The organism is Sphingomonas sp. NFX23 (genome assembly GCF_049887795.1).
Taxonomy (GTDB): Bacteria; Pseudomonadota; Alphaproteobacteria; order Sphingomonadales; family Sphingomonadaceae; genus Sphingomonas.
In genome coordinates, this window is sequence record NZ_JAGEKH010000004.1 from 81,226 (window position 1) to 103,996 (window position 22,771).

General features: G+C 64.6%; 20 protein-coding genes and 1 pseudogene. 19 read left to right on the plus strand and 2 right to left on the minus strand.

Annotation, left to right across the window (positions count from 1 at the left end; all coding sequences use genetic code 11):
• Positions 1-35 precede the first annotated feature (35 nt).
• The 18 genes from J4O76_RS11395 to J4O76_RS11480 all read left to right on the plus strand — a co-directional run bounded on the left by J4O76_RS11395 (position 36) and on the right by J4O76_RS11480 (position 18,049).
• Positions 36-410: an NADH-quinone oxidoreductase subunit A gene (locus tag J4O76_RS11395; protein ID WP_056048518.1), complete on the plus strand. Its 375-nt coding sequence runs from the start codon at positions 36-38 to the stop codon at positions 408-410.
• Complete coding sequence (locus J4O76_RS11400) at positions 401-949, plus strand: NuoB/complex I 20 kDa subunit family protein (RefSeq protein WP_056058310.1); 549 nt, start codon at positions 401-403, stop codon at positions 947-949. Before J4O76_RS11395 ends, J4O76_RS11400 begins: the two co-directional genes overlap by 10 nt.
• Positions 946-1,770, plus strand: a complete 825-nt coding sequence (locus J4O76_RS11405) for an NADH-quinone oxidoreductase subunit C (RefSeq protein ID WP_426281938.1) — start codon at positions 946-948, stop codon at positions 1,768-1,770. The genes J4O76_RS11400 and J4O76_RS11405 overlap by 4 nt, the downstream gene beginning before the upstream one ends.
• A gap of 20 nt (positions 1,771-1,790) precedes the next feature.
• Complete coding sequence (locus J4O76_RS11410) at positions 1,791-3,002, plus strand: NADH-quinone oxidoreductase subunit D (RefSeq protein WP_426282433.1); 1,212 nt, start codon at positions 1,791-1,793, stop codon at positions 3,000-3,002.
• Positions 3,002-3,670, plus strand: coding sequence for a complex I 24 kDa subunit family protein (locus J4O76_RS11415; protein WP_426281939.1), 669 nt, complete (start codon positions 3,002-3,004; stop codon positions 3,668-3,670). The genes J4O76_RS11410 and J4O76_RS11415 overlap by 1 nt, the downstream gene beginning before the upstream one ends.
• The gene (gene nuoF, locus J4O76_RS11420) at positions 3,670-4,971 is read left to right on the plus strand and encodes an NADH-quinone oxidoreductase subunit NuoF (RefSeq protein ID WP_056050371.1); all 1,302 of its coding nucleotides are present in this window, start codon (positions 3,670-3,672) and stop codon (positions 4,969-4,971) included. The genes J4O76_RS11415 and nuoF overlap by 1 nt, the downstream gene beginning before the upstream one ends.
• The gene (nuoG, locus tag J4O76_RS11425) at positions 4,971-6,965 is read left to right on the plus strand and encodes an NADH-quinone oxidoreductase subunit NuoG (RefSeq protein ID WP_426281940.1); all 1,995 of its coding nucleotides are present in this window, start codon (positions 4,971-4,973) and stop codon (positions 6,963-6,965) included. Before nuoF ends, nuoG begins: the two co-directional genes overlap by 1 nt.
• A complete protein-coding gene (nuoH, locus tag J4O76_RS11430; RefSeq protein ID WP_056058320.1) occupies positions 6,962-8,008 on the plus strand; it encodes an NADH-quinone oxidoreductase subunit NuoH in 1,047 nt (348 codons plus the stop codon). The genes nuoG and nuoH overlap by 4 nt, the downstream gene beginning before the upstream one ends.
• Entirely contained in the window at positions 8,005-8,490 is a 486-nt protein-coding gene (nuoI, locus tag J4O76_RS11435; RefSeq protein WP_055877898.1) for an NADH-quinone oxidoreductase subunit NuoI, read from the plus strand. The genes nuoH and nuoI overlap by 4 nt, the downstream gene beginning before the upstream one ends.
• Positions 8,491-8,533: 43 nt before the next feature.
• Complete coding sequence (locus tag J4O76_RS11440) at positions 8,534-9,145, plus strand: NADH-quinone oxidoreductase subunit J (protein ID WP_060524713.1); 612 nt, start codon at positions 8,534-8,536, stop codon at positions 9,143-9,145.
• Positions 9,142-9,450: an NADH-quinone oxidoreductase subunit NuoK gene (gene nuoK / locus J4O76_RS11445; RefSeq protein ID WP_082441002.1), complete on the plus strand. Its 309-nt coding sequence runs from the start codon at positions 9,142-9,144 to the stop codon at positions 9,448-9,450. The genes J4O76_RS11440 and nuoK overlap by 4 nt, the downstream gene beginning before the upstream one ends.
• A gap of 5 nt (positions 9,451-9,455) precedes the next feature.
• Entirely contained in the window at positions 9,456-11,561 is a 2,106-nt protein-coding gene (gene nuoL / locus J4O76_RS11450) for an NADH-quinone oxidoreductase subunit L (RefSeq protein ID WP_426281941.1), read from the plus strand.
• A complete protein-coding gene (locus J4O76_RS11455) occupies positions 11,561-13,096 on the plus strand; it encodes an NADH-quinone oxidoreductase subunit M (protein WP_426281943.1) in 1,536 nt (511 codons plus the stop codon). Before nuoL ends, J4O76_RS11455 begins: the two co-directional genes overlap by 1 nt.
• The gene (gene nuoN / locus J4O76_RS11460) at positions 13,096-14,541 is read left to right on the plus strand and encodes an NADH-quinone oxidoreductase subunit NuoN (protein ID WP_133019531.1); all 1,446 of its coding nucleotides are present in this window, start codon (positions 13,096-13,098) and stop codon (positions 14,539-14,541) included. Before J4O76_RS11455 ends, nuoN begins: the two co-directional genes overlap by 1 nt.
• Positions 14,542-14,543: 2 nt before the next feature.
• Positions 14,544-15,275, plus strand: coding sequence for a biotin--[acetyl-CoA-carboxylase] ligase (locus tag J4O76_RS11465; RefSeq protein ID WP_426282434.1), 732 nt, complete (start codon positions 14,544-14,546; stop codon positions 15,273-15,275).
• A 10-nt stretch (positions 15,276-15,285) separates the two neighbouring features.
• Positions 15,286-16,062 carry a type III pantothenate kinase gene (locus J4O76_RS11470; protein WP_133019532.1) on the plus strand — a complete coding sequence of 259 codons (777 nt, stop codon included), beginning with the start codon at positions 15,286-15,288 and terminating at the stop codon, positions 16,060-16,062.
• A 63-nt stretch (positions 16,063-16,125) separates the two neighbouring features.
• Positions 16,126-17,763: a ribonuclease J gene (locus tag J4O76_RS11475; protein WP_426281944.1), complete on the plus strand. Its 1,638-nt coding sequence runs from the start codon at positions 16,126-16,128 to the stop codon at positions 17,761-17,763.
• Positions 17,764-17,767: 4 nt separating this feature from the next.
• A complete protein-coding gene (locus J4O76_RS11480) occupies positions 17,768-18,049 on the plus strand; it encodes a DUF1467 family protein (protein ID WP_426281945.1) in 282 nt (93 codons plus the stop codon).
• Between the two features lie 151 nt (positions 18,050-18,200).
• Here J4O76_RS11480 and J4O76_RS11485 read toward each other — a convergent pair.
• Together J4O76_RS11485 and J4O76_RS11490 are read right to left on the minus strand one after the other, a co-directional pair.
• Positions 18,201-18,978: pseudogene (locus J4O76_RS11485) on the minus strand (SDR family oxidoreductase).
• A 76-nt stretch (positions 18,979-19,054) separates the two neighbouring features.
• Positions 19,055-21,340: a hypothetical protein gene (locus J4O76_RS11490; protein WP_426281947.1), complete on the minus strand. Its 2,286-nt coding sequence runs from the start codon at positions 21,338-21,340 to the stop codon at positions 19,055-19,057.
• 245 nt (positions 21,341-21,585) lie between these two features.
• Here J4O76_RS11490 and J4O76_RS11495 point away from each other — a divergent pair, with 245 nt between their 5' ends.
• Positions 21,586-22,767, plus strand: a complete 1,182-nt coding sequence (locus J4O76_RS11495) for a hypothetical protein (RefSeq protein WP_333960164.1) — start codon at positions 21,586-21,588, stop codon at positions 22,765-22,767.
• The last annotated feature ends 4 nt before the right edge of the window (positions 22,768-22,771 follow it).

Genomic DNA, 22,771 nt, shown 5'->3' on the forward strand with positions numbered 1-22,771 from the left:
GCGGCCCCGTTCCGTTCGCACTTGCGAGAAGCAATTTGGTCGACCTGTCGCACTATCTTCCGATCCTCCTGTTCCTCGGGATCGCCATCGCATTGTCGAGCACGTTCGTGTTCCTGCCGATGGCCGTCTCGCGCCTCACGGGGTCACACAAGCCTACGCCTGAAAAGCTCAGCGAATACGAGTGCGGCTTTCCCGCATTCGAGGATCCGCGGAGCCAGTTCGACGTACGCTTCTACCTGATCGCCATCCTCTTCATCATCTTCGATCTCGAGGCCGCGTTCCTGTATCCCTGGGCCGTCTCGGTCTTCACGCTCGGCTGGACCGCGTGGATTTCGATGATGATCTTTATCGGCGAATTGGCCCTTGGCCTCGTCTACGCATGGAAGAAGGGAGCACTCGATTGGGAGTAGAGCTTCAGCCCGCACCCGGTTCGCCCAGCTCGCTGGTGCCACCCGACCAGGGCTTTTTCGACGGATTGAACGGTGAGCTGACGGACAAGGGTTTCCTCGTCACGTCGACCGAGGAGCTGTTCCAGTGGGCGCGTACCGGCTCGCTGTGGTGGATGACGTTCGGGCTCGCCTGCTGCGCGGTCGAGATGATCCACGTCAACATGCCCCGCTACGATCTGGAGCGCTTCGGCGCCGCACCGCGCGCGTCGCCGCGTCAGTCGGACGTGATGATCGTTGCCGGTACGCTGTGCAACAAGATGGCCCCTGCATTGCGCAAGGTCTACGACCAGATGTCGGAGCCGAAGTACGTAATCTCGATGGGATCGTGCGCGAACGGCGGCGGCTATTATCATTACAGCTACAGCGTCGTGCGTGGCTGCGATCGGATCGTGCCCGTGGACATCTACGTCCCCGGGTGCCCGCCGACGGCTGAGGCATTGCTGTACGGCATCATGCAGTTGCAGCGGAAGATCCGGCGGTCCGGGAGCATCGAGCGTTGAGGGCTCCCGCACCCGCTTACGCGTCGAACGACGGTGTGATCGACAGCGCCCGCGCGGCGCTCGGCAGCATGTTGCTCGATGCGGTCGACCATGTCGGCGAAGTCGCATTGCACGTTCGTCGCGAAGATCTGTACGACGCGATGATCGCGCTGCGCGACACGCCGGGGCTTGCCTATCAGCAGCTCATGGAGATCGCCGGCGTCGACTATCCGGATCGGCCTGAGCGGTTCGAAGTCGTCTATTGCATGCTGTCGCTGACGCGGAACCACCGCCTGCGCGTGCATGTCGCGACCGACGAGGAGAAGCCGGTGCCGTCGGTGACGGACATCTGGCCGGTCGCCGGCTGGCTCGAACGCGAAGTGTACGACATGTACGGCGTGCTGTTCAGTGGCAATCCGGACCTGCGCCGCATCCTGACCGACTATGGTTTCCGCGGTCATCCGCAGCGCAAGGACTTCCCGCTGACCGGGTATGTCGAGCTGCGCTATTCGGAAGAGTCGAAGCGCGTCGTGTACGAGCCTGTGCAGCTTGCGCAGGATTTCCGTACGTTCGATTTCATGAGCCCGTGGGAGGGCGCGAACTACGTCCTTCCGGGTGACGAGAAGGGCGCATTGCCCGAGGCCAAGGGCGCGCCGACGCCGCTCAAGGCTGACACGATCGTGAAGGCGGACGCGGCGCAGTCGCCGACCCAGGCGCCGACCGAACCCAAGAGCACCGAGTCGACCGCGCAGACGGGCGCCGGCAAGTCGGAGTCTGATGCGACGCCGAAGCCTGCGAATCCCGACGTGGTCCCGACCAAGGGTGGAGGACAGAACCAGTGAGTCTGTATGTCGAAGAGCTTCTGGGCGAAGCCGACGCAGCCGATCCCACGACCGGCGACGTCACGATCCAGAATTACACGATCAACTTCGGTCCGCAGCATCCGGCGGCGCACGGCGTGTTGCGCCTGGTCATGGAGCTCGACGGCGAGATCGTCGAGCGTGTCGACCCGCATGTCGGCCTGCTTCACCGCGGCACCGAGAAGCTGATCGAGTACAAGACCTACACGCAGGCGCTGCCGTATTTCGATCGTCTCGATTACTGCTCGCCGCTGTGCATGGAGCATAGCTGGGTGCTGGCGGTCGAGAAGCTGCTCGACCTCGAAGTGCCCGAGCGTGCGCAGTATCTGCGGGTGTTCTTCGCCGAGCTGACACGCATCTCGAACCACATGCTCAATCTGGGCTCGCACGTGATGGACGTCGGCGCGATGACGCCGAACCTGTGGCTGTTCGAGATCCGCGAAGACTGCATGAACTTCTTCGAGCGTGTCTCGGGGGCGCGTATGCACTCGAACTATTTCCGCCCTGGTGGCGTACATCAAGATGCGCCGCTGAAGCTGCTCGCCGACATCGGCGACTGGCTCGACACGCGCCTGCCGCGGCTGTTCGAGGATGCGATCTCGCTCGTCGCGGATAACCGCATCTTCAAGCAGCGCAACGTCGACATCGCCGTGGTTAGCCGCGACGATGCGATCAAATGGGGCTTCTCCGGCCCGATGATCCGCGGCTCGGGTATCGCCTGGGATCTGCGCAAGTCGCAGCCTTATGATGTGTACGCGAAGATGGATTTCGAGGTGCCGGTCGGCACGCGCGGCGATTGCTATGACCGGTTCATGGTGCGCGTCGAGGAAGTGCGCCAGTCCGCGCGGATTATGAAGCAGTGCCTGCGCGACATGCCCGAGGGGCCGATCGCGTCGCTCGATCGCAAGGTCGTGCCACCCAAGCGGGCCGAGATGAAGCAGTCGATGGAAGCGCTGATCCATCACTTCAAGCTCTATACCGAGGGCTTCCACGTGCCCGCCGGCGACGTCTATGTCGCGACCGAAAGCCCTAAGGGCGAGTTCGGCGTGTATCTCGTCGCCGATGGCTCGAACAAGCCGTACCGCTGCAAGATCCGCCCGACCGCGTTCTCGCATCTGCAAGCCATGGACTTCATGGCGAAAGGCCACATGCTGGCGGATACGACCGCGATCCTCGGTGCGATGGATATCGTTTTTGGTGAATGTGACCGCTGATGGCTGAAGCTCCGAAAATTCCCGACGAGGCCGAGACCCGCGCTCGCTGGGGTTCGTTCGCGTGGACGGACGAGAACCAGGTGAAGGCGAACGAGATCCTTGGGCGCTATCCGAAGGGTCGCGAGCAGTCGGCGTCGATCCCGTTGCTCGATTTGGCGCAGCGCCAGGTCGGCGCGGAAACGCAGACGCAGGGCTGGTTGCCGGTACCGGTGATCGAGTTCGTCGCGCGTCAGATCAGCGTGCCGTACATGCGCGTGTATGAGGTCGTCACCTTCTACACGATGTTCAACCTCTCGCCGGTCGGTCGCTTCCACGTCCAAGTCTGCGGCACGACGCCGTGCATGCTGCGCGGGTCGGACGACGTTCTTGCCGCCTGCAAGAACCGCGGTCTGGTCAAGGGCGGCACGACGCCGGACGGGATGTTCACGCTGACCGAAGTCGAGTGCTTGGGCACGTGCGCGAACGCGCCGATGGTGCAGATCAACGACGATAACTTCGAAGATCTCGATTACGACAAGACGACCGAGATCCTCGAGGCGTTGGCCAATGGCGGGCACCCGAAGCCGGGTCCGCAATTCGGTCGTCGCGCGAGCTGCCCCGAAGGCGGGCCGACCTCGCTGAAGGCGATGGTCGACGCGAACCACGATTACCGGGGGGAGTGGGCCTGATGCTCGCCGACAAGGACCGCATCTTTACCAACGTCTACGGTTTCCAGCCGTGGAACATCGACGCGGCGATCATGCGCGGCGATTGGGACAACACCAAGGACCTGATGGCGCTCGGCCAGGACGCGATCATCGACGTGATGAAGGCGTCTGGTCTGCGCGGCCGTGGCGGCGCGGGCTTCCCGACCGGCACGAAATGGTCGTTCATGCCGAAGGAGCCGAAGCCGGACCGGCCCAACTTCCTCGTCATCAACGCCGATGAATCCGAGCCGGGCAGCTGCAAGGATCGCGAGATCATCCGCCACGATCCGCACAAGCTGATCGAGGGCGCGCTGATCGCCGGGTTCGCGATGCGCGCGCGCGCCGCGTACATCTACATCCGCGGCGAATATATTCGCGAGGCCGAGACATTGTTTGCGGCCGTCGCCGAGGCGTATGACCGCGGCTTCATCGGCAAGAACGCATGCGGGTCGGGTTACGATTTCGATGTGTTCGTCCACCGGGGTGCTGGCGCCTACATCTGCGGCGAAGAGACCGCGATGCTGGAGAGCCTCGAGGGCAAGAAGGGCCAGCCGCGGCTGAAGCCACCTTTCCCGGCAGGTGCAGGCCTCTACGGCTGCCCGACGACGGTCAACAACGTTGAGTCGATCGCAGTCGCGCCGACGATCCTGCGGCGCGGTGCTGCGTGGTTCTCCAGCTTCGGCGCGGAGAACAACCGCGGCACGAAGCTGTTCCAGATCAGCGGCCATGTGAACAAGCCGTGCGTGGTCGAGGAGGAGATGAGCATCTCGTTCCGCGACCTGATCGAGACCCATTGCGGTGGCATCCGGGGCGGCTGGGACAATCTGCTCGCGGTGATCCCGGGTGGTTCTTCGGTGCCGCTCGTGCCCGCCGCGCAGATCATGGACTGCGCGATGGACTTTGACGGCCTGAAGGCGGTCGGGTCGGGCCTCGGCACCGCGGCGATCATCGTCATGGACAAGTCGACCGACATCGTCCGCGCGATCAGCCGCATCTCGTACTTCTACAAGCACGAGAGCTGTGGCCAGTGCACGCCGTGCCGCGAGGGCACCGGCTGGATGTGGCGCGTGATGGAGCGGATGCGCACCGGCGACGCCGAGCTGTCCGAGATCGACATGCTTCAGCAGGTCACCAAGCAGGTCGAGGGTCACTCGATCTGCGCGCTGGGCGACGCCGCAGCATGGCCGATCCAGGGCCTGATCAAGCATTTTCGCCCCGAGATGGAACGCCGTATCCGCGAACGTGGTGGCGACACCGCGCCGATGATGGAAGCCGCAGAGTAATGCCCTTAGTCAAAGTCGATGGCGTAGAGATCGAGGTGCCGCAGGGCGCCACCGTGCTGCAGGCGTGCGAGCTTGCCGGCAAGGAGATCCCGCGTTTCTGTTATCATGAGCGCCTGAGCATCGCTGGCAATTGCCGGATGTGCCTGGTCGAGGTGAAGCCTGGTCCGCCCAAGCCGCAGGCGTCGTGCGCGCTGCCGGCGGCGGACAAGCAGGAGATCTTCACCAACTCACCGATGGTGAAGAATGCCCGCGAGGGCATCATGGAATTCCTGCTGATCAACCATCCGCTCGATTGCCCGATCTGCGATCAGGGCGGCGAGTGCGATCTCCAGGACCAGTCGGTCGCGTACGGCCGCGGCCATTCGCGCTACGACGAGAACAAGCGCGCGGTCACCGAGAAGTATATGGGTCCGATCGTCAAGACGGTCATGACCCGCTGCATCCAGTGCACGCGCTGCATCCGGTTCGCCGAGGAAGTGTCCGGCGTCGAGGAAATCGGTGCGATCTTCCGCGGCGAGGACATGCAGATTACCTCGTATCTCGAGAATGCGGTCAAGAGCGAGCTCAGCGGCAACGTCGTCGATCTGTGCCCGGTCGGTGCGCTGACGTCGAAGCCATATGCGTTCGAGGCGCGTCCGTGGGAATTGCGCAAGACGCTGACGATCGACGTGATGGACGCGGTCGGCACCAACATCCGGCTCGACAGCCGTGGTCGCCAGGTGCTGCGTTGCGTTCCGCGGATCAACGAGGACGTGAACGAGGAGTGGGCGACCGACAAGACGCGCCACGCGATCGACGGCCTCGTGCGTCGTCGTCTCGACAAGCCTTATGTCCGGGTGAACGGCAAGCTGGTTCCCGCGACGTGGGACGAAGCGTTTGCGGCGATCAAGGCGGTTAACGCCGGGTCGAGCGTCGCGGCCGTCGCCGGCGATCTGGTTGATTGCGAGACGATGTACGCCGCCAAGGCGCTGCTTGCGAAGATGGGGTCGACCCTGCTCGAAGGCCGTCAGACCGGCATGGAGTATGACGCGACGAGCATCGCTGCGGTGAATTTCAACACGACGATCGCCGGCACCGAGCGTGCCGATGCGATCCTGCTGGTGGGCACCAACCTGCGCTGGGAAGCGCCGCTGGTGAACACGCGGGTGCGCAAAGCGATCAAGAAGGGCGCGAAGGTCTTCGCGATCGGGCCGGAGACGGACCTGACGTACAAGGTCGAGTGGCTTGGTGACGATCTGGCGCTGCTCGGCGCGCTGCCCGAGGCGGTGACCGAGGCGTTCGGCAAGGCCGAGCGTCCGATGGTGATCGTCGGTGGCGGCGCGCTGAAGGGTGGCCATGCGGCTGCGCTGAAGCTGGTCGATACGCTGGGTCTCGTGAAGGACGGCTGGAACGGTTTCAACGTCGTTCACATGGCGGCCTCGCGGATGGGCGGGCTGATGCTCGGCTATGCGCAGAAGGGCGGTATCGCCGACGTGATGGGGGCGAAGCTCGGCTTCTTCCTCGGCGCGGACGAGGTGGACTATTCGAAGTTCGCCGGCTTCAAGGTGTTCGTGGGCCATCACGGCGACAAGGGGGCGGCGGCTGCCGACGTCATCCTGCCGGGTGTGACCTATGCCGAGAAGTCGGGGACGTGGGTCAATCTCGAAGGGCGTGTCCAGCGCGGCGAGCGTGCGGTGTTCGCACCGGGCGATGCGCGTGACGACTGGTCGATCTTCCGCGCGCTGTCCGACACGCTCGGCCACACGCTGCCGTTCGACAGCTTCGAGGGGCTGCGCGAGGAAATGTACGCGGACGTGCCTGCGTTGCGTCATCAGGCGCTCGCGACGTTCGAGTGGAACCCTCCTTCGCTTCAGGGTGAAGGGCAGGGCGCTCTCGCCGGCTATCCGATCAAGGATTTCTACCTGACTAACGCGATCTGCCGTGCGTCGCCGACGATGCAGCGCTGCTCGGCCGAACTTCTCCACGGAGAAGATTACGCGGAGGCAGCCGAATGATCTCCTGGTTCGAATCCTCGCTCGGTTACGACTGGGCCTTCTTCCTCGCGACGATCATCGACATCCTCGTGATCGCACTGCCGCTGATGCTGGCGGTGGCGATGATCATCTATGCCGACCGCAAGATCTGGGCGGCGATGGCACTGCGCCGCGGTCCTAACGTCGTCGGTCCGTTCGGTCTGCTGCAGAGCTTTGCCGACGGCCTGAAGGTGTTCCTGCAGGAGACGATCGTCCCCGCAGCCGCCAACCGGACGCTGTTCCTGCTGGCGCCGATCATCACCTTCACGGTCGCGCTGATCGTCTGGGCGGTGGTGCCGTTCGGGGTCGGCGTCGTCCTCGCGGACATCAACGTCGGGCTGCTCTACGTTCTCGCGGCCTCGTCGCTCGGCGTCTACGGGATCATCCTGTCGGGCTGGGCGTCGAACTCGAAATACCCGTTCTACTCGGCGCTTCGTGCGGCCGCGCAGATGGTGTCGTACGAAGTCGCGATCGGCTTCATCCTGATTTCGGTCGTGCTGTGGACCGGCAGCTTCAACCTGTCCGCGATCGTGATGGCGCAGAAGTCGCACGTCTGGTTCTTCAACGGGTACATCCTCAACCCGCTGATGTTCCCGATGGCGGTGATGTTCTTCATCTCGTCGCTGGCCGAGACGCAGCGTGCACCGTTCGATCTGACCGAGGCGGAGAGCGAGCTCGTCGCCGGGTACCAGACTGAATATTCGTCGATGTCGTTCGCGCTGTTCTGGCTCGGCGAGTACGCCAACGTGCTACTGATGTGCGCGCTGAACGCGACGCTGTTCTGGGGCGGGTGGCTGCCACCGGTCGACTGGGCGCCGCTGTATTACGTGCCGGGGATCATCTGGCTGTTCGCCAAGATCCTGTTCTTCTTCTTCCTGTTCAGCTGGGTGAAGGCGACGGTGCCGCGCTATCGCTACGATCAGCTGATGCGGCTCGGCTGGAAGGTCTTCCTTCCCGTCTCGCTGTTCTGGGTTTTCCTCGTGTCGGGCTATCTCATGCTGACGCGCGTTGGAGTGGGTTCATGAGCGTCGCTCAGATCATCAAGTCGTTTACCCTGTGGGAATTCGTGAAGGCGCACGCGTTGACGCTTCGCTATTTCTTCAAGGAAAAGGCGACGATCAACTATCCGTACGAGCGCAATCCGGTGTCGCCGCGGTTCCGTGGCGAGCATGCGCTGCGTCGTTATCCGAATGGTGAAGAGCGGTGCATCGCGTGCAAGCTGTGCGAGGCCGTGTGCCCCGCACAGGCGATCACGATCGAAGCCGAGCCGCGTGACGACGGTTCGCGCCGTACCACGCGCTACGACATCGACATGACCAAGTGCATTTACTGCGGCCTGTGTGCCGAGGCGTGCCCGGTCGATGCGATCGTCGAGGGGCCGAACTACGAGTTCGCGACCGAGACGCGCGAAGAGCTGATCTACGACAAGTCGAAGCTGCTTGATAATGGCGACCGTTGGGAAAGCGCGATCGCGGCGAACCTTGCCGCCGATGCGCCGTACCGTTAATGGCGCGCTCATTCTTCTCGTGGGCGTCTAAGGGGCCGCAATCGTGATTCAGGCCTTAGCCTTCTACCTCTTCGCCTTCGTCGTCGTCCTGTCGGGCGCGCTGACGATCGCGTCGCGCAACCCGGTCCATTCGGTGATGTGGCTGATCCTCGCGTTCTTCAACGCGGCCGGCCTCATGATCCTGGTCGGCGCCGAGTTCATCGCGATGCTGCTCGTCATCGTCTATGTGGGGGCAGTCGCGGTGCTGTTCCTGTTCGTCGTCATGATGCTCGACATCGACTTCACCGAACTGCGCGCAGGCGTCGCCCGGTATTTCGGGATCGGTCTCGCATTGGCCGTCGCACTCGCCGCCGAGGTGATGATCGCGATCGGCGCATGGCGCACGGGGCCAATCCAGCTCGCACGTCGTGCCGCGCCGATCGATGACACCGTGCCCAACATCCAGGCGATCGGTAACCTACTCTACACGCGCTATCTGTTCGTGTTCGAGGGTGCCGGCCTGGTGCTGCTGGTCGCGATGATCGGGGCGATCGTGCTGACCCACCGCCAGCGTGGCGGCGTCAAGGCGCAGAACATCAGCCGCCAGAACGCGCGCCGTCCGCAGGACGCTACGCGCAACACGAGCCCGGTCGTCGGGCAGGGAGTCGAACTGTGACGATCGGTCTCGTCCATTATCTGGTCGTCGCGGCGATCCTGTTCACGATGGGGGTGCTCGGCATCTTCCTGAACCGCAAGAACCTCATCGTCATCCTGATGGCGATCGAGCTGATCCTGCTGGCGGTGAACATCAATCTCGTCGCGTTCTCGGCGTTCCTCCACGATCTCGTCGGACAGGTGTTCGCGATGTTCGTGCTGACGGTCGCCGCAGGTGAAGCCGCGATCGGCCTCGCCATTCTCGTGATCTATTTCCGCGGTCGCGGCACCATCGCGGTCGACGACGTCAACCGGATGAAGGGGTAATACGGTTGATCCAGCTTATCGTCTTCCTGCCGTTACTGGCCGCGATCGTTGCCGGGTTCGGCAATCGCGCGATCGGCAACGTGCCGGCGAAAATCGTCACCACGGCCGCACTGTTCGCGTCGTGCCTGTTGTCCTGGCCGATCTTCATCGGCTTCCTTTCGGGCACCAGCACGGCCACCGTCGCGCCGCTGCTCGACTTCATCCACTCCGGCGACATGAACGTCGCGTGGTCGCTGCGCGTCGACGCGTTGACCGCGGTGATGCTCGTCGTCGTCACGTCGGTCTCGGCGCTCGTCCATTTGTATAGCTGGGGCTATATGGACGAGGATCCCGACCAGCCGCGCTTCTTCGCGTATCTGTCGTTGTTCACCTTCGCGATGCTGATGCTCGTGACCGCGAACAACCTCGTCCAGATGTTCTTCGGCTGGGAAGGCGTGGGTCTCGCATCCTACCTCCTGATCGGGTTCTGGTTCCGCAAGCCTTCCGCCAGCGCCGCGGCCATCAAGGCGTTCGTCGTCAACCGCGTCGGCGATCTCGGCTTCATGCTCGGTATCTTCGGTACGTTCCTGGTGTTCGGCACGGTCTCGATCCCCGAGATTCTTGCTGCTGCCCCCGGTATGGCGGGCTCGACGCTTGGCTTCCTCGGCTACCGCTTCGACACGATGACGGTGCTCTGCCTGCTGCTGTTCGTCGGCGCGATGGGCAAGTCGGCGCAGCTCGGCCTGCACACTTGGTTGCCGGACGCGATGGAAGGCCCGACCCCGGTGTCGGCGCTGATCCACGCAGCGACGATGGTCACCGCCGGCGTGTTCATGGTGTGCCGCCTGTCGCCGATGTTTGAGATGAGCCCGGTCGCGCTGACCGTGGTCACCTCGGTCGGTGCCGCGACCTGCCTGTTCGCGGCGACCTGCGGCCTCGTGCAGACCGACATCAAGCGCGTGATCGCGTATTCGACCTGTTCGCAGCTCGGCTACATGTTCTTCGCGGCCGGTGTCGGCGCATACGGCGCGGCGATGTTCCACCTGTTCACGCACGCGTTCTTCAAGGCGTTGCTGTTCCTCGGCGCCGGCTCGGTCATTCATGCGATGCACCACGAGCAGGACATGCGCTATTACGGTGGCCTGCGTAAGAAGATCCCGGTGACGTTCTGGGCGATGATGGCGGGTACGCTCGCGATCACCGGTGTCGGCATCCCCGGCATCTTCGGCAACACCGCGATCGGTTTCGCAGGCTTCCATTCGAAGGATGCGATCATCGAGGCGAGCTGGGCTGCGGGCCAGCCGGGCGTGTGGTTCGTCGGCGTGCTCGTCGCGTTGCTGACCAGCTTCTATTCATGGCGCGTGATGTTCCTGACCTTCTGGGGCAAGCCACGCTGGGCTGCATCGGAGCACATCCAGCATGCGCTTCACGATGCGCATGGTCATGACGGCCACGCGCATGACGCGCATCATGCGGACGATCATCATGCGAACCCGGCTCAGGCCGAGGATGCAGGGCACGCGCCGCACGGTCATCACGACGCCGCGCATGCGCCAGCCGAGGGCGATGGTGGGTATCACCCGCACGAGAGCCCGTTGCCGATGCTGATCCCGCTGATCGTCCTGTCGATCGGTGCGGTTCTCGCCGGCTTCGTGTTCCACGGCTTCTTCATCGAGCCGACCGCAGGCGAAGAGTTCTGGAAGGGCGCACTCGCGTTCCGCGAACATCTGATGCACGAGATGCACGGCGTGCCGTTGCTGATCAAACTGTCGGCTACGATCGCGATGCTGCTCGGACTGCTGACCGCCTGGTACGCCTATATCAAGGCCCCGACGTTCCCGGCCAAGGTCGTCGAACAGTTCGGCGTGCTCTACGACTTCCTGCTGCATAAGTGGTATTTCGACGAGCTGTACGACCTGATCTTCGTCCGCCCGGCGTTCGCGATCGGTCGTTTCCTGTGGCACCGCGGCGACGAGAAGACGATCAACCGGTTCGGGCCCGACGGCGCGACCTGGGTCGTCCTGATCGGTAGCCGTGTCGCCAACCGCTTCCAGACGGGATATCTCTACACCTATGCCTTCGTCATGCTGATCGGGCTGACCGCAGCCGTAACCTGGGCGATCGGACTGTAATGACCGGCTTTCCTATCCTCTCCGTCCTGATCGCGGTCCCGATGATCGCGGCCATCGCGTGCCTGTTCGTCTCGGCGAATACGGCACGGACGCTGGCGCTGTCGGCAACGCTGATCGACTTCGTTCTCGGCATCATGCTGTGGATGAACTACGATATCGGCGGCGCGCAGTGGCAGTTCGTCGAGCATGCCCCCGGCATCTTCGGCCCGTTCGGCTGGTCGCTCGGGATCGACGGCTTCGCGCTGATGCTGATCATGCTCAGCGTGTTCCTGATGCCGATCTGCATCGGCGCCAGCTGGCGCTCGATCACCACGCGCGTGCCCGAATACATGGCGGCGTTCCTGTTCACCGAAGTGCTGATGATCGGTACCTTCGCGGCGCAGGACCTGTTCCTGTTCTACGTGTTCTTCGAAGCCGGCCTGATCCCGATGTACCTGATCATCGGCATCTGGGGCGGCGCGAACCGGATCTACGCGTCGTACAAGTTCTTCCTGTACACGCTGCTCGGCTCGGTCCTGATGTTCATCGCGATGCTCTACATGGCGAAGACTGCGGGCACGACCAGCATCCCGGCGCTGATGAACTACGACTTCCCGGCGCCCGTGCAGACGTGGCTGTGGCTGGCGTTCTTCGCGTCGTTCGCGGTCAAGATGCCGATGTGGCCGGTCCACACCTGGTTGCCCGATGCGCACGTTCAGGCGCCGACCGCAGGCTCGGTGATCCTGGCCGGCGTGCTGCTGAAGCTCGGTGGATATGGCTTCCTGCGCTTCCTGCTGCCGATGTTCCCCGAAGCCTCGGGTCAGCTGACCTGGCTGATCTTCGGCCTGTCGGCGGTCGCGGTGATCTACACGTCGCTCGTCGCGCTCGTGCAGTCGGACATGAAGAAGCTGATCGCCTATTCGTCGGTGGCGCACATGGCGATCGTCACGATCGGCCTGTTCGCATTCAACCGGCAGGGCATCGAGGGCGCGATGATCATGATGCTGAGCCACGGCCTGGTATCGGGTGCATTGTTCCTGTGCGTCGGCGTGATCTACGACCAGCTCCATACCCGCGAGATCTCGCGCTATGGCGGCCTTGCGATCAACATGCCGAAGTATGCGATCTTCTTCCTGTTCTTCACGATGGCCTCGATTGGCCTGCCGGGCACCAGCGGCTTCGTCGCCGAGTTCCTGTCGCTGATGGGCACGTATCAGGTCTCGACCTGGACCGCTTTGCTCTGCACGACGAGCATCATCCTGGGCGCCGCGTACATGCTGTTCCTGTACCGTCGCGTCGTGTTCGGCGAGATCAAGTCGGATGACGTTCGTGCGATGGTCGACCTGTCGGGCCGCGAGATGTGGCTGCTCGCACCGATTGCAGCCGTCGTGCTGTGGATGGGCGTGTATCCCGAGAGCTTCCTGGCACCGATGCGCAAGGACGTGGGCGTGCTTCTCGCCCGTGTCGACCGCGCCAAGCCTGCCAACGATTCCAACCCAACTGCGGGGAAGCCCGCCGCAACCGTCCATAGTGCCGCGCACGGGGAGGCACACTGATGGATTACGCTGCTAACATCGCAATGACGCTGCCCGAACTGGTGCTTGCGTTGGGTGCGATCGCCCTGATGCTCGTCTCGGCCTGGGGCGGGGACAAGTCCACGCGCGCCGTCTCCATCGCCGCCGTCTTCGTGCTGGTCGGGGCAGGGATCGCACTGGTCGGTCCGGCGTCGTCGGGTGGCTATGCGTTCGACGGCCTGTACCGCGCGGACGCGTTCGGCGCGTTCGCCAAGGTGCTGATCTACATCGCCTCGGCGGTCGCGATCGTCATGGCGCCGAGGTTCTTCGCGCGGACGCACGGCGACGATCTGCGTCCGGAATATCCGGTGCTGGTCCTGCTGTCGGCGTGCGGCATGGGGATCATGGTCTCGGCCACCGACATGCTGACGCTGTATGTCGGTCTCGAACTCCAGAGCCTTGCGGCATACGTCCTTGCGAGCTTCATGCGGCGCGACGGGCGTTCGGCGGAAGCCGGCTTGAAGTATTTCGTGCTCGGCGCGCTTGCCAGCGGCATCCTGCTGTACGGCATCTCGCTGGTCTACGGGTTCAGCGGCACGACGTTGTTCTCGGGCATCTCGGAAGCCTATGCAGGCACGAAGTCGCTCGGCCTGCTGTTCGGTCTGGTGTTCGTGTTCGCTGGCCTCGCCTTCAAGATCAGCGCCGTGCCGTTCCACATGTGGACGCCCGACGTGTACGAGGGCGCACCTACCCCGGTCACCGCGTTCTTCGCGTCCGCCCCGAAAGTCGCGGCGCTTGCGCTCAGCGTGCGCGTGGCGGTCGATGCGATGGGCCCGGCAACCGACCAGTGGCGCCAGATCGTGATCTTCGCGGCGCTCGCCTCGATCATCCTCGGTGCGGTCGCCGCGATCGGCCAGACCAACATCAAGCGCCTGCTGGCGTACTCGTCGATCAACAATGTCGGCTTCGCGCTGATCGGTCTGGCAGCCGGGACGCCGGAGGGCGTATCGGGCGTGCTGATGTACCTGACGATCTACGTCGCGATGACGCTGGGCTCGTTCCTGGTGGTGTTGCAGATGCGTGGTGACGACGGGCAGCCGGTCGAGACGATCGACAGTCTCGCCGGCATGTCGCGGACCCGGCCTGCGTTGGCGGCGGCACTCGCGATCTTCATGTTCAGCCTCGCCGGCATCCCGCCGCTGTTCGGCTTCTACGCGAAGTTCGCGGTGTTCAGCGCAGCGGTCGACGCCGGGCTGTTCCCGCTGGCAGTGGTCGGCATCGCCGCCTCGGTGATCGGCGCGTATTATTACCTGCGTGTCGTCAAGACGATGTACTTTGACGACCCCGCTCCGGCGTTCGCGCCGATGGAGAGCAAGGTCGAGGGTGGCCTGATCGCCATCGCCGCGGTGTTCGTGTCGCCAGCCGGCTACCTCCTCATCCCCGTGCTCGGCGCGTGGACGATGGCGGCCGCACGGGCGTTGTTCTGAGCATCATCCGCACCGTCGCGGAGACAGGATCGACCAACGCCGACCTGCTGGAGCTTGCACGCGGCGGTGGCGAGGACGGTCTCTGGCTGCGTGCGATCCGACAGACGGCGGGGCGGGGGCGGCTCGGGCGGGAGTGGTCGTCACCCGAGGGTAACCTCTACGCGAGCACGCTCGTCCGGTTGCGACCTAACGATCCGCCAGCCGCCAGCCTAGCGCTGGTCGCCGCGGTCGCCTTGCAGGAAACGGTGTCGACGTTTCTCGTCGCGGGGATCTGCCAGGGCACGACCGATGCGAGCGAGACGCTTGTCCTGAAATGGCCGAACGACCTGTTGCTGGCGGATGCCAAGCTGTCGGGTATCCTGCTCGAACGCGCGGACAATGCGGTGATCGTCGGCTACGGCGTCAACATCGCGCATCATCCCGATTTGCCCGACCGTGCGACGACGGATCTCGCCGCGCACGGCGTGGTCGTCGAACCGGCGATGTTCCTCGACATCCTCGCCGACAGCTTCGCGCGCTGGATCGGCCGTTGGCGCACCGAGGGCATCGCCCCCGTCCGCGAGCGCTGGGTCGATTGCGCGCACCCGGCGGGCACAGCGTTGACCGCGCGGCTCCCCGATGGCACCGGGATCGACGGCCTGTTCGTCGGGCTCGACACCGACGGCGCGCTGATCCTCCGCTTGGCGTCTGGCGAACGGCGTGTCATTCACGCTGCCGACGTCTTCCTGCTTTGAGGCCCCGCTGATGCTGCTCGCGATCGATGCCGGCAATACCAATGTCGTGTTCGCGCTCGTCGAAAGCGGCGAAATCGTCGCACGCTGGCGGATCGCGACCGATCCCCGGCGGACGGCGGACGAGTATGCGGTGTGGTTGAGCCAGTTGATGCAGCTTGGGGGGCATGATCGTAACGCGGTCGAGGGCGTAATAGTCGCCACCGTCGTCCCGCGCGCGCTGCACAACCTTCAGGTGCTCGCGTCGAAATACTTCAACACCGAAGCGCTGATCGCGGGCCACGCTCCGGTCGAATGGGGCATCTCTATCGACGTCGACGAGCCTGCGTCGCTCGGTGCCGACCGTGCAGTCAACACGATCGCCGCGCACGCGCTGCATCCCGGCGATCTGATCGTGATCGATTTCGGCACCGCAACCACGTTCGACGTCGTCGACTATAGCGGCGCGTACAAGGGCGGGATCATTGCGCCGGGGATCAACCTGTCGCTTGACGCACTGGTCACCGCCGCGGCGAAACTCCCGCGGATCGCGATCGAGGCGCCGAGCGATACAAGCGTGATCGGGCTCAACACCGTCTCGCAGATGCACATCGGCATCTATTGGGGCTATGTCGCGATGATCGAGGGGCTGGTCGCGCGGATGAAGCGCGAGATCGGCCGTCCCGTGAAGGTCGTCGCCACTGGCGGGCTTGCTACATTATTCGAGAAACAGACCGACGTGTTCGACGTCATCGAAGCCGACCTGACGATCCAGGGGCTGGCGATGATGTGGGATCGTCACCATATCTAGGGCCATTGGGCTCGCGCCGACCGGCCTGCGGGCCATATTCCTGTATAATCCTGAAAGTAATCAATGACTCCGAAGAACGAACTCCTTTTCTGTGGCCTTGGCGGCTCCGGCGAAATCGGCATGAACGTCAACCTGTACGGCTGCCAGGGCAAGTGGGTGATGGTCGATCTCGGCATCACCTTCGCCGATCCGCAATATCCCGGCGTCGACGTGATCCTGCCCGACCTGTCCTTTATCGAGGACCGGATCGATGACCTGCTTGGCATCGTCATCACGCACGGCCATGAGGATCACATCGGCTCGCTGCCGTATCTCGCCGAAGACCTCGGCGTGCCGATCTACGCGACCCCGTTCACGATGGGCCTGATCCGCGGCAAGCTCGAGGAAGAGGGCATCGCCAACCGCGTGAAGCTCAAGATGATCCCGATGGGCGGCAATTTCCAGCTCGGGCCGTTCGGCTTTACCTTCGTCGAGATGTCGCATTCGATCCCCGAGGCGAACGCGCTGCTGATCGACACGCCTTACGGTCGCGTGTTCCACACCGGCGACTGGAAGCTCGACAAGAACCCGGTGATCGGCAATCCGACCACGCCCGAGGGCTTCATGGCGATCGGCGACAAGGGCGTCGACGTGCTGGTCTGCGATTCCACCAACATCTTCAACACCACCGCATCGGGCAGCGAGAGCACCGTGCGGAAGGGCCTGTTCGAGGAGGTCACCAAGGCCAAGGGCCGCGTGATGATCACCAGCTTCGCGTCGAACGCCGCGCGGCTGCACACCTTCGGCGAAGTCGCGAAGGAAACCGGGCGCAAGTTGTGCGTGACCGGACGTTCGCTCGACCGGATCATCAAGGTCGCGCGTGCGACCGGCTATCTGAAGGATTTCCCCGACACGATCAGCCCAGACGAGGCGATGCGCCTGCCCACGAACAAGGTGCTGATCATCGCCACCGGTGGCCAGGGTGAAGAGCGCGCGGCGCTGGCGCGTGTCGCCAATGGCCAGCACACGATCACGCTTGAGGCCGACGACACGGTGATCTTCTCGTCGAAGCAGATCCCGGGCAACGAGGTCCAGATCGGTCGCATCCAGAACACGCTGGCGGCCAAGGGCATTCGCATGATCACCGAGCGCCAGGCGCACGTCCATGTGTCGGGCCATCCGGGTCAGCCCGAGCTCGCGCAGATGTATGACTGGCTCCGGCCGGAGGTACTCGTGCCGACGCATGGCGAGATGCGCCACATGATGGAGCATGCGCGCTTCGGTCTCGAGCAGGGCATTCCGCGCGCTATCGTCCAGAGCAATGGCGACATCATCCGTCTGGCGCCCAAGGGCCCGGCGAAGATCGGCAACGCGACGGTCGGGCGTCTCGTGCTCGATGGCGACGTGATCCTCCCGGCGGACGGCGCGACGCTGAGCGAGCGGCGCAAGCTGGCGATCAACGGTCAGATTTCGGTCGGCGTCGCGCTCGGCAAGGACGGCCGGATGGTCGGCCAGCCGCAGGTTCGCGTGCAGGGCGTGCCGGTCGAGGAAGACCGCGCGGCGTTCATCGCCGATGCGGTCCAGGCGGCCACGGACACGGTACGCGGTGGCAAGCGCGAGAGCGAGAAGATGCGCGAGCAGATTCGTCTCGCAGTGCGCAAGGTCGCCAAGCGCTGGACCGGCAAGCAGCCGATCGTCGATGTCCTGCTGATCGAGGGCTGAGCCGATGCGCTGGACCTCGGCACTCGCGATCTACGTCCTGTTCTGGTCGTTCTCGGTGTTCCTGGTCCTGCCGTTTGGCGTGAAGACGACGCGGGAGGTCGGGGGCGAACACGTCCCCGGCCAGGCGGAAAGCGCGCCGCACGAGTTTCGGCCGGGGTGGACGGCGTGGCGGGTGACTGTGGTCGCGACGGTTCTGTTCGTGTTGTTCCAGCTGAATTATTCTTACGGGTGGATCACGCCGCAGAGCGTCGACCTGTTCGACCGCGGGAACATGGTCACGCGCTGAGGGGCGACCCCACGATCCTCCCCCGCAAGGGGGAGGTGGCTGGCTCTTGCCAGACGGAGGGGGAGGAAGTGGTAACCTCTGTTCCGTGTCCTCCCCCTCCGTCACCTTCGGTGCCACCTCCCCCTAGCGGGGGAGGATTACACAGTCGTCGTTACCCCGGCGATGCGGCCGAACCTGCCAGCAAGCCGCCATCGATATTGATCTCTGTCCCCGTAATATACGTCGCCTCGTCCGACGCGAGCATTACCGCGACCGCGGCGACTTCGTCGGGTACCCCGAACCGCTTCAACGGCGTATCGGCCACCAGCGCTGCCATCCGTGCCTCGCGGTCCGGCCCATCCCCGAGCATCGGCTCCCAGATCGGCGTCAGTATCGCCGCGGGATGCACCGAGTTGCAGCGGATCTTCCACCCCTGCTGCGCGCAATACAGCGCCACCGTCTTGCTGTGATTGCGGATCGCCGCCTTCGACGACGCATAGGCCGCGGCGAGGGGAATCCCGACCAGCCCGGATCTCGACGAGATGTTGATGATCGAGCCGGCCGGCCACCTTCATCGCGCCGATCGCATAACGACAGCCGAGGAACGTGCCGTCGAGGTTGACCGCATGGACCGCGCGCCAGTCTGAAAGGCTAGCATGTTCCGGATCGTGCGCGACCATGCCGTGCTCGAAACCCGTTACGCCCGCATTGTTGACGAGCACGTCGACCACCGGAACGATCTCCGCCAGGCGCTGCCAATCCGCCTCTTCGCGGACGTCGAGCCTTTCGAACCGGCAGCCTATCGCCGTCGCAGCCTCGACGCCGGCGGTTTCGTCGATGTCGGTGAGTATGACGATGGCGCCTTCGTCGTGGAAGCGCTCGGCGATCGCGCGGCCGATGCCGCGGGCTGCGCCGGTTATGACGCAGATCTTCATGTTCAGTCTTGGCATTTGGGCCTCGAAATATGAGTCCGGTCGGCGGATTGCTCCGTTAGCGGTGACGTTGAATCATTTCGGGAGGTCGTTTTCAGCGCAGGCGTTCGATTGCCTGCGCCAGTGCCACGTACAGCTTGCCCATGTCGGATGAGAGCAACGTCACGCCGAGCGGTGAGCCGTCGCGTTGCGTCAGGATCGTGCGAAGCATGGCTTCAAAGTCGTGGATGTAGCGGTTGACCATCTCGCGGAAGGTCTCGTCCTCGTCATACAGCCCGGCGATCTCGCGGACTTCGCTGGCGTCGAGGATGCGGACGGCGCGGCGCGTGAAGACGCCGCGATCGCCCTTGAGATACGCTCCCCAGGCACTGTCGGAGATTTCGGGTGCGATCGCCTTGGTGATGTCGATCGAGGCGGAGTTGAGCGATTCGATCAGCAGAGAGACCCGGCGCGCGAAGGTGTCCTGGTCGGCGTCCTCGCGCTCGGCGCGGGCTTCCTGGAGCCGCGTTTCGACGATCGCGGTCTGGTCGACGATCGCCTGGACTTCGCGCGCAAGGCGTTCGGTCGCGCCGGTAGCGGCGTCGACCGCGGCGCCGGTGGCGTCGGTGAGCGCCTTGACCTGGCGTTCCACGGTGTCATTGGTCGCGCGCCGCATCGCGTCGGCGCTGGCGGCTTCGAGTGCGGCTGCGGCTTCGGGAATGACCTTCGACAGCGTCTCGCGCGCCTTGTCGGCGGCGACGGCGGCGGTCTCGCGGACGCGGTGGAGCGCCTCGATCAGCTGCGGCGCGGCGTCTTCGGCGAAATGCTGCGTCCGGCCGATCGCCTCATCGACCATGTGACCGAGCGCATCGGCCTTCGCGCGGCCGGTGTTGAGCGTGTTGAGCAGGTCGGTCGAGAGCGTGTCGAGCACATGGCGCTGTTCGCCGATCACCCCGGCGATCGCCTCGATCGCGTCGTGCGTGCTCTCCGCCGCAGTGACGAGCGCGAGCAGTTCGGGGCGTGCCGAAACGACGATGCTCTTGCTGGCGAGGACCTGCGTATCGAGGCGGCCGAGTGCGGCTGGCATCGTTTCGTCGATCTCGCGCGCGGCAGAGTCGAGGGCGACGAGCAGTGTTTCGGTCGTCGCGATAGTCCGGTGCGCCATGTCGTCGCCAGCCCGAAGCGCTTCGGTCATGGCATCCGCGGAGCCGCCTAGCGCGCTGATCGATACCGCGAGATCCTGCGTGCGCTCGGTGCCGTGGCGATGGAGCAGTTCGATCCGGGATTCGACTTCGCCGAGTCCGGTGTGAAGATCGTCGACGATACGGTCGCCGGCGCTGCGTTGCAGGTCGAGACGGATCGCGACGCGTTCGATCGCGTCCTCGACACTGGCGATCCGCTTGGCGAGCGCTTCGGCGCTGTCGCGGGCGGCGCTGTCGAGTGCGGCCTGGTTCGCGCCGACCATCGCCAGCATCGCGTCACCCTGCGCGGCGATACCACGGCGTGACAGGTCTACCGCGTCGGCGGTGCGGTTGAGCAGTGCGTCGACCGCCGCGGACATGCCGTCGGTGACCGATTCGAGATGCGCGCCGGCGGTCTGGCTGGTCGCCTCCATCCGGACGATGTGGGCGGCGAGACGCTGTGCGGCGCCGCTGGCCATCGCGTCGGCATCGCGGCCGCGTTCGGCCAGCGCTACGATCTGCGCGTCGAGGGCGGCGGCGTGTTCGCTCGCAGACAGCCCGGTGCGTTCGAGGCGCTTGGCGACGTCGTCGATATCCGCCTGCGCGCGGGGGAGGGTGGCGATCAGGACGCCGAGGCTCGTCTGTGCGCCGGCCGTCGAGGTCGCCAGATTGCGCGCGTGCGCTGCGGCTTGGTCGATTTCGGAGACCATGCCGCGGCCAATCGCTGCGAGTTGCTCGGTCGCGCCGCCGCCCATCGCCATCAACGCGTTCAATTGTTCGGCGAGGTGCTGGCGGTTGGCGTCGATCGTGTTCGACAGGGCGGCGACGGTGCGTTCGAGGCTCGCCGCCTCGTCGCGCATCGCCTGCGCGGTAATGCCGAACCGGTGCGCCTCGCTACGGCTGGTCCGCATCGCGAGCAGCCAGACGATGCCGATCAGCGCCGGGATAACGCAGAGCGCGGCGATGAACTGGACTAAAGCAACCGGCTCGATCGTCGCGAGCGAACCGCGCGCGAGCCACAGCATCGCCGCCAGCCAGACGACCACGACGGCAACCGCGATACCTACGTAAAGGCGTGCGCGGTCGGGCGCAGGGTCTTGATAAACCTCATCGAAACTGGATTCTGTGACGGTGTCGGACATGTTTTCTATCACCGGATCCATCACGATATCCGCGCGAATGGGATGGGCATTGCCTGCCGACGCGCGAAACCCGATCATTGACGAACCCCCGTTCATGAACTGCGGAAGTATCATGAATTGCAGCGGGACAAAACGGATGATGCGATCCTTGCGCGTTCATCCGTCCGGTAAGCAGGGCGGCACGGCTTACGATCCGGCGACCATAAGGTTAGGTACCGTACGACGCGCGGTTTCGTGCCTGCACGCCGAACCGAGCCTTGGCGCAGGGCGGTTCGGCCGAACGCGGGCTTTGCAGGACGGCGCGTACCGCCTAACAGCCTGCGATGCTTGCCGGCCTATTATTTGCAATTCATGATGCCGACGATCGCCCCGATCGTCTTGCTGCGACCTTGCCCTTCAGCGGCGTGACGCTGATCGAGTATCAGGCGCGGTTGCTGATCGCCGCCGGCGTTTCGCAGATCATCATCGTCGTCGCGCGCATGACACCCGAATTGCTCGGGGCGATCAACCGCATCGGACGACGCGGCGTGAGCGTCGATACGGTACGATCCGCGATGGAAGCTGGCGAGAAACTTCATCCGCTGGCACCGGTGCTCATGCTCGGCGACGGGCTCGTCACCACCGACGCGATCGTCAAGGCGATGGCGGTCGAAGATGGCGACTGCCTGCTCGTCGTCCCCGAGAGCGACGCAGGGCCGGGGTTCGAGCGTGTCGGCGGGCAAATGGCGTGGGCCGGCGTCGCTCGGCTGAGTTCGAGCCGGATCGCCGAAGTCGCGGGCCTGCCGCAGGATTACGATCTCCAGTCGTCGCTGTTGCGGTTCGCAGTGCAGTCGCGCGCGACGCACGTGCTGCTGCCGACCGACGCGGTGCGCGGTGGGCATGGGATCGAGCGTCAGGCGCGGACGCTGGAAGAGCGCGGGCGCGCGGTGCTGATGACGATCGTGTCGGGGCGGCGCGGCTGGTTCGACCGCTTCGTTCTCGCACCGATCGCGCGGCTCGCATTGCCGCTGCTGGTCGATCGCGGTGCGGCTGGTACGACCGTTGGAGCCGCCGGCGCAGCGCTGGGCGTGGCCGGACTGGTGACGATCGGCTTCGGGCTGCCGTCGATCGGCCTGGTCCTGTCGCTCCTCGGATGCGTAGCCCTGGCACTCGGCTCGGTGCTCAGCGGACTGCGCGACGATGCGTCGATGGCCCGGGGGCAGACCCTGGCGATCGGCGGCGTGGCCGCGGCATCGATCCTGGTCTTCGCGTTTTTTGTCAGCGGCTATGCTGGGAACAACACCGCATTGGCGATCGGTACCGCGCTCGTCGCGATCGGCGCGCTGGCCGAACGCGCCATCCTCGAGCGCGAACGGCAGATGTGGTGGGGAAGTCCGGCGGCCTATCTGCTGATCATCGCGCTGTTCGCGATCCTGGGGTTCCCGGTGTTCGGGCTCGGCTTGACCGCGGTGTATGCGACCGCGACGCTGGCCGTGGTCATCGAGCGACTTCGCCGAACGCCTTAGGCGG

What these genes read in the sequence shown, in the direction of transcription:
- J4O76_RS11415 (WP_426281939.1), top strand. Translation starts at nt 3,002, where the DNA reads ATGGCTGAAGCTCCGAAAATTCCCGACGAGGCCGAGACCCGCGCTCGC.
- nuoN (WP_133019531.1), top strand. Translation starts at nt 13,096, where the DNA reads ATGGATTACGCTGCTAACATCGCAATGACGCTGCCCGAACTGGTGCTT.
- nuoI (WP_055877898.1), top strand. Translation starts at nt 8,005, where the DNA reads ATGAGCGTCGCTCAGATCATCAAGTCGTTTACCCTGTGGGAATTCGTG.
- J4O76_RS11495 (WP_333960164.1), top strand. Translation starts at nt 21,586, where the DNA reads ATGCTTGCCGGCCTATTATTTGCAATTCATGATGCCGACGATCGCCCC.
- J4O76_RS11475 (WP_426281944.1), top strand. Translation starts at nt 16,126, where the DNA reads ATGACTCCGAAGAACGAACTCCTTTTCTGTGGCCTTGGCGGCTCCGGC.
- J4O76_RS11480 (WP_426281945.1), top strand. Translation starts at nt 17,768, where the DNA reads ATGCGCTGGACCTCGGCACTCGCGATCTACGTCCTGTTCTGGTCGTTC.
- J4O76_RS11470 (WP_133019532.1), top strand. Translation starts at nt 15,286, where the DNA reads ATGCTGCTCGCGATCGATGCCGGCAATACCAATGTCGTGTTCGCGCTC.
- J4O76_RS11490 (WP_426281947.1), bottom strand. Translation starts at nt 21,340, where the DNA reads ATGATCGGGTTTCGCGCGTCGGCAGGCAATGCCCATCCCATTCGCGCG.
- J4O76_RS11455 (WP_426281943.1), top strand. Translation starts at nt 11,561, where the DNA reads ATGACCGGCTTTCCTATCCTCTCCGTCCTGATCGCGGTCCCGATGATC.
- nuoG (WP_426281940.1), top strand. Translation starts at nt 4,971, where the DNA reads ATGCCCTTAGTCAAAGTCGATGGCGTAGAGATCGAGGTGCCGCAGGGC.
- nuoF (WP_056050371.1), top strand. Translation starts at nt 3,670, where the DNA reads ATGCTCGCCGACAAGGACCGCATCTTTACCAACGTCTACGGTTTCCAG.
- nuoH (WP_056058320.1), top strand. Translation starts at nt 6,962, where the DNA reads ATGATCTCCTGGTTCGAATCCTCGCTCGGTTACGACTGGGCCTTCTTC.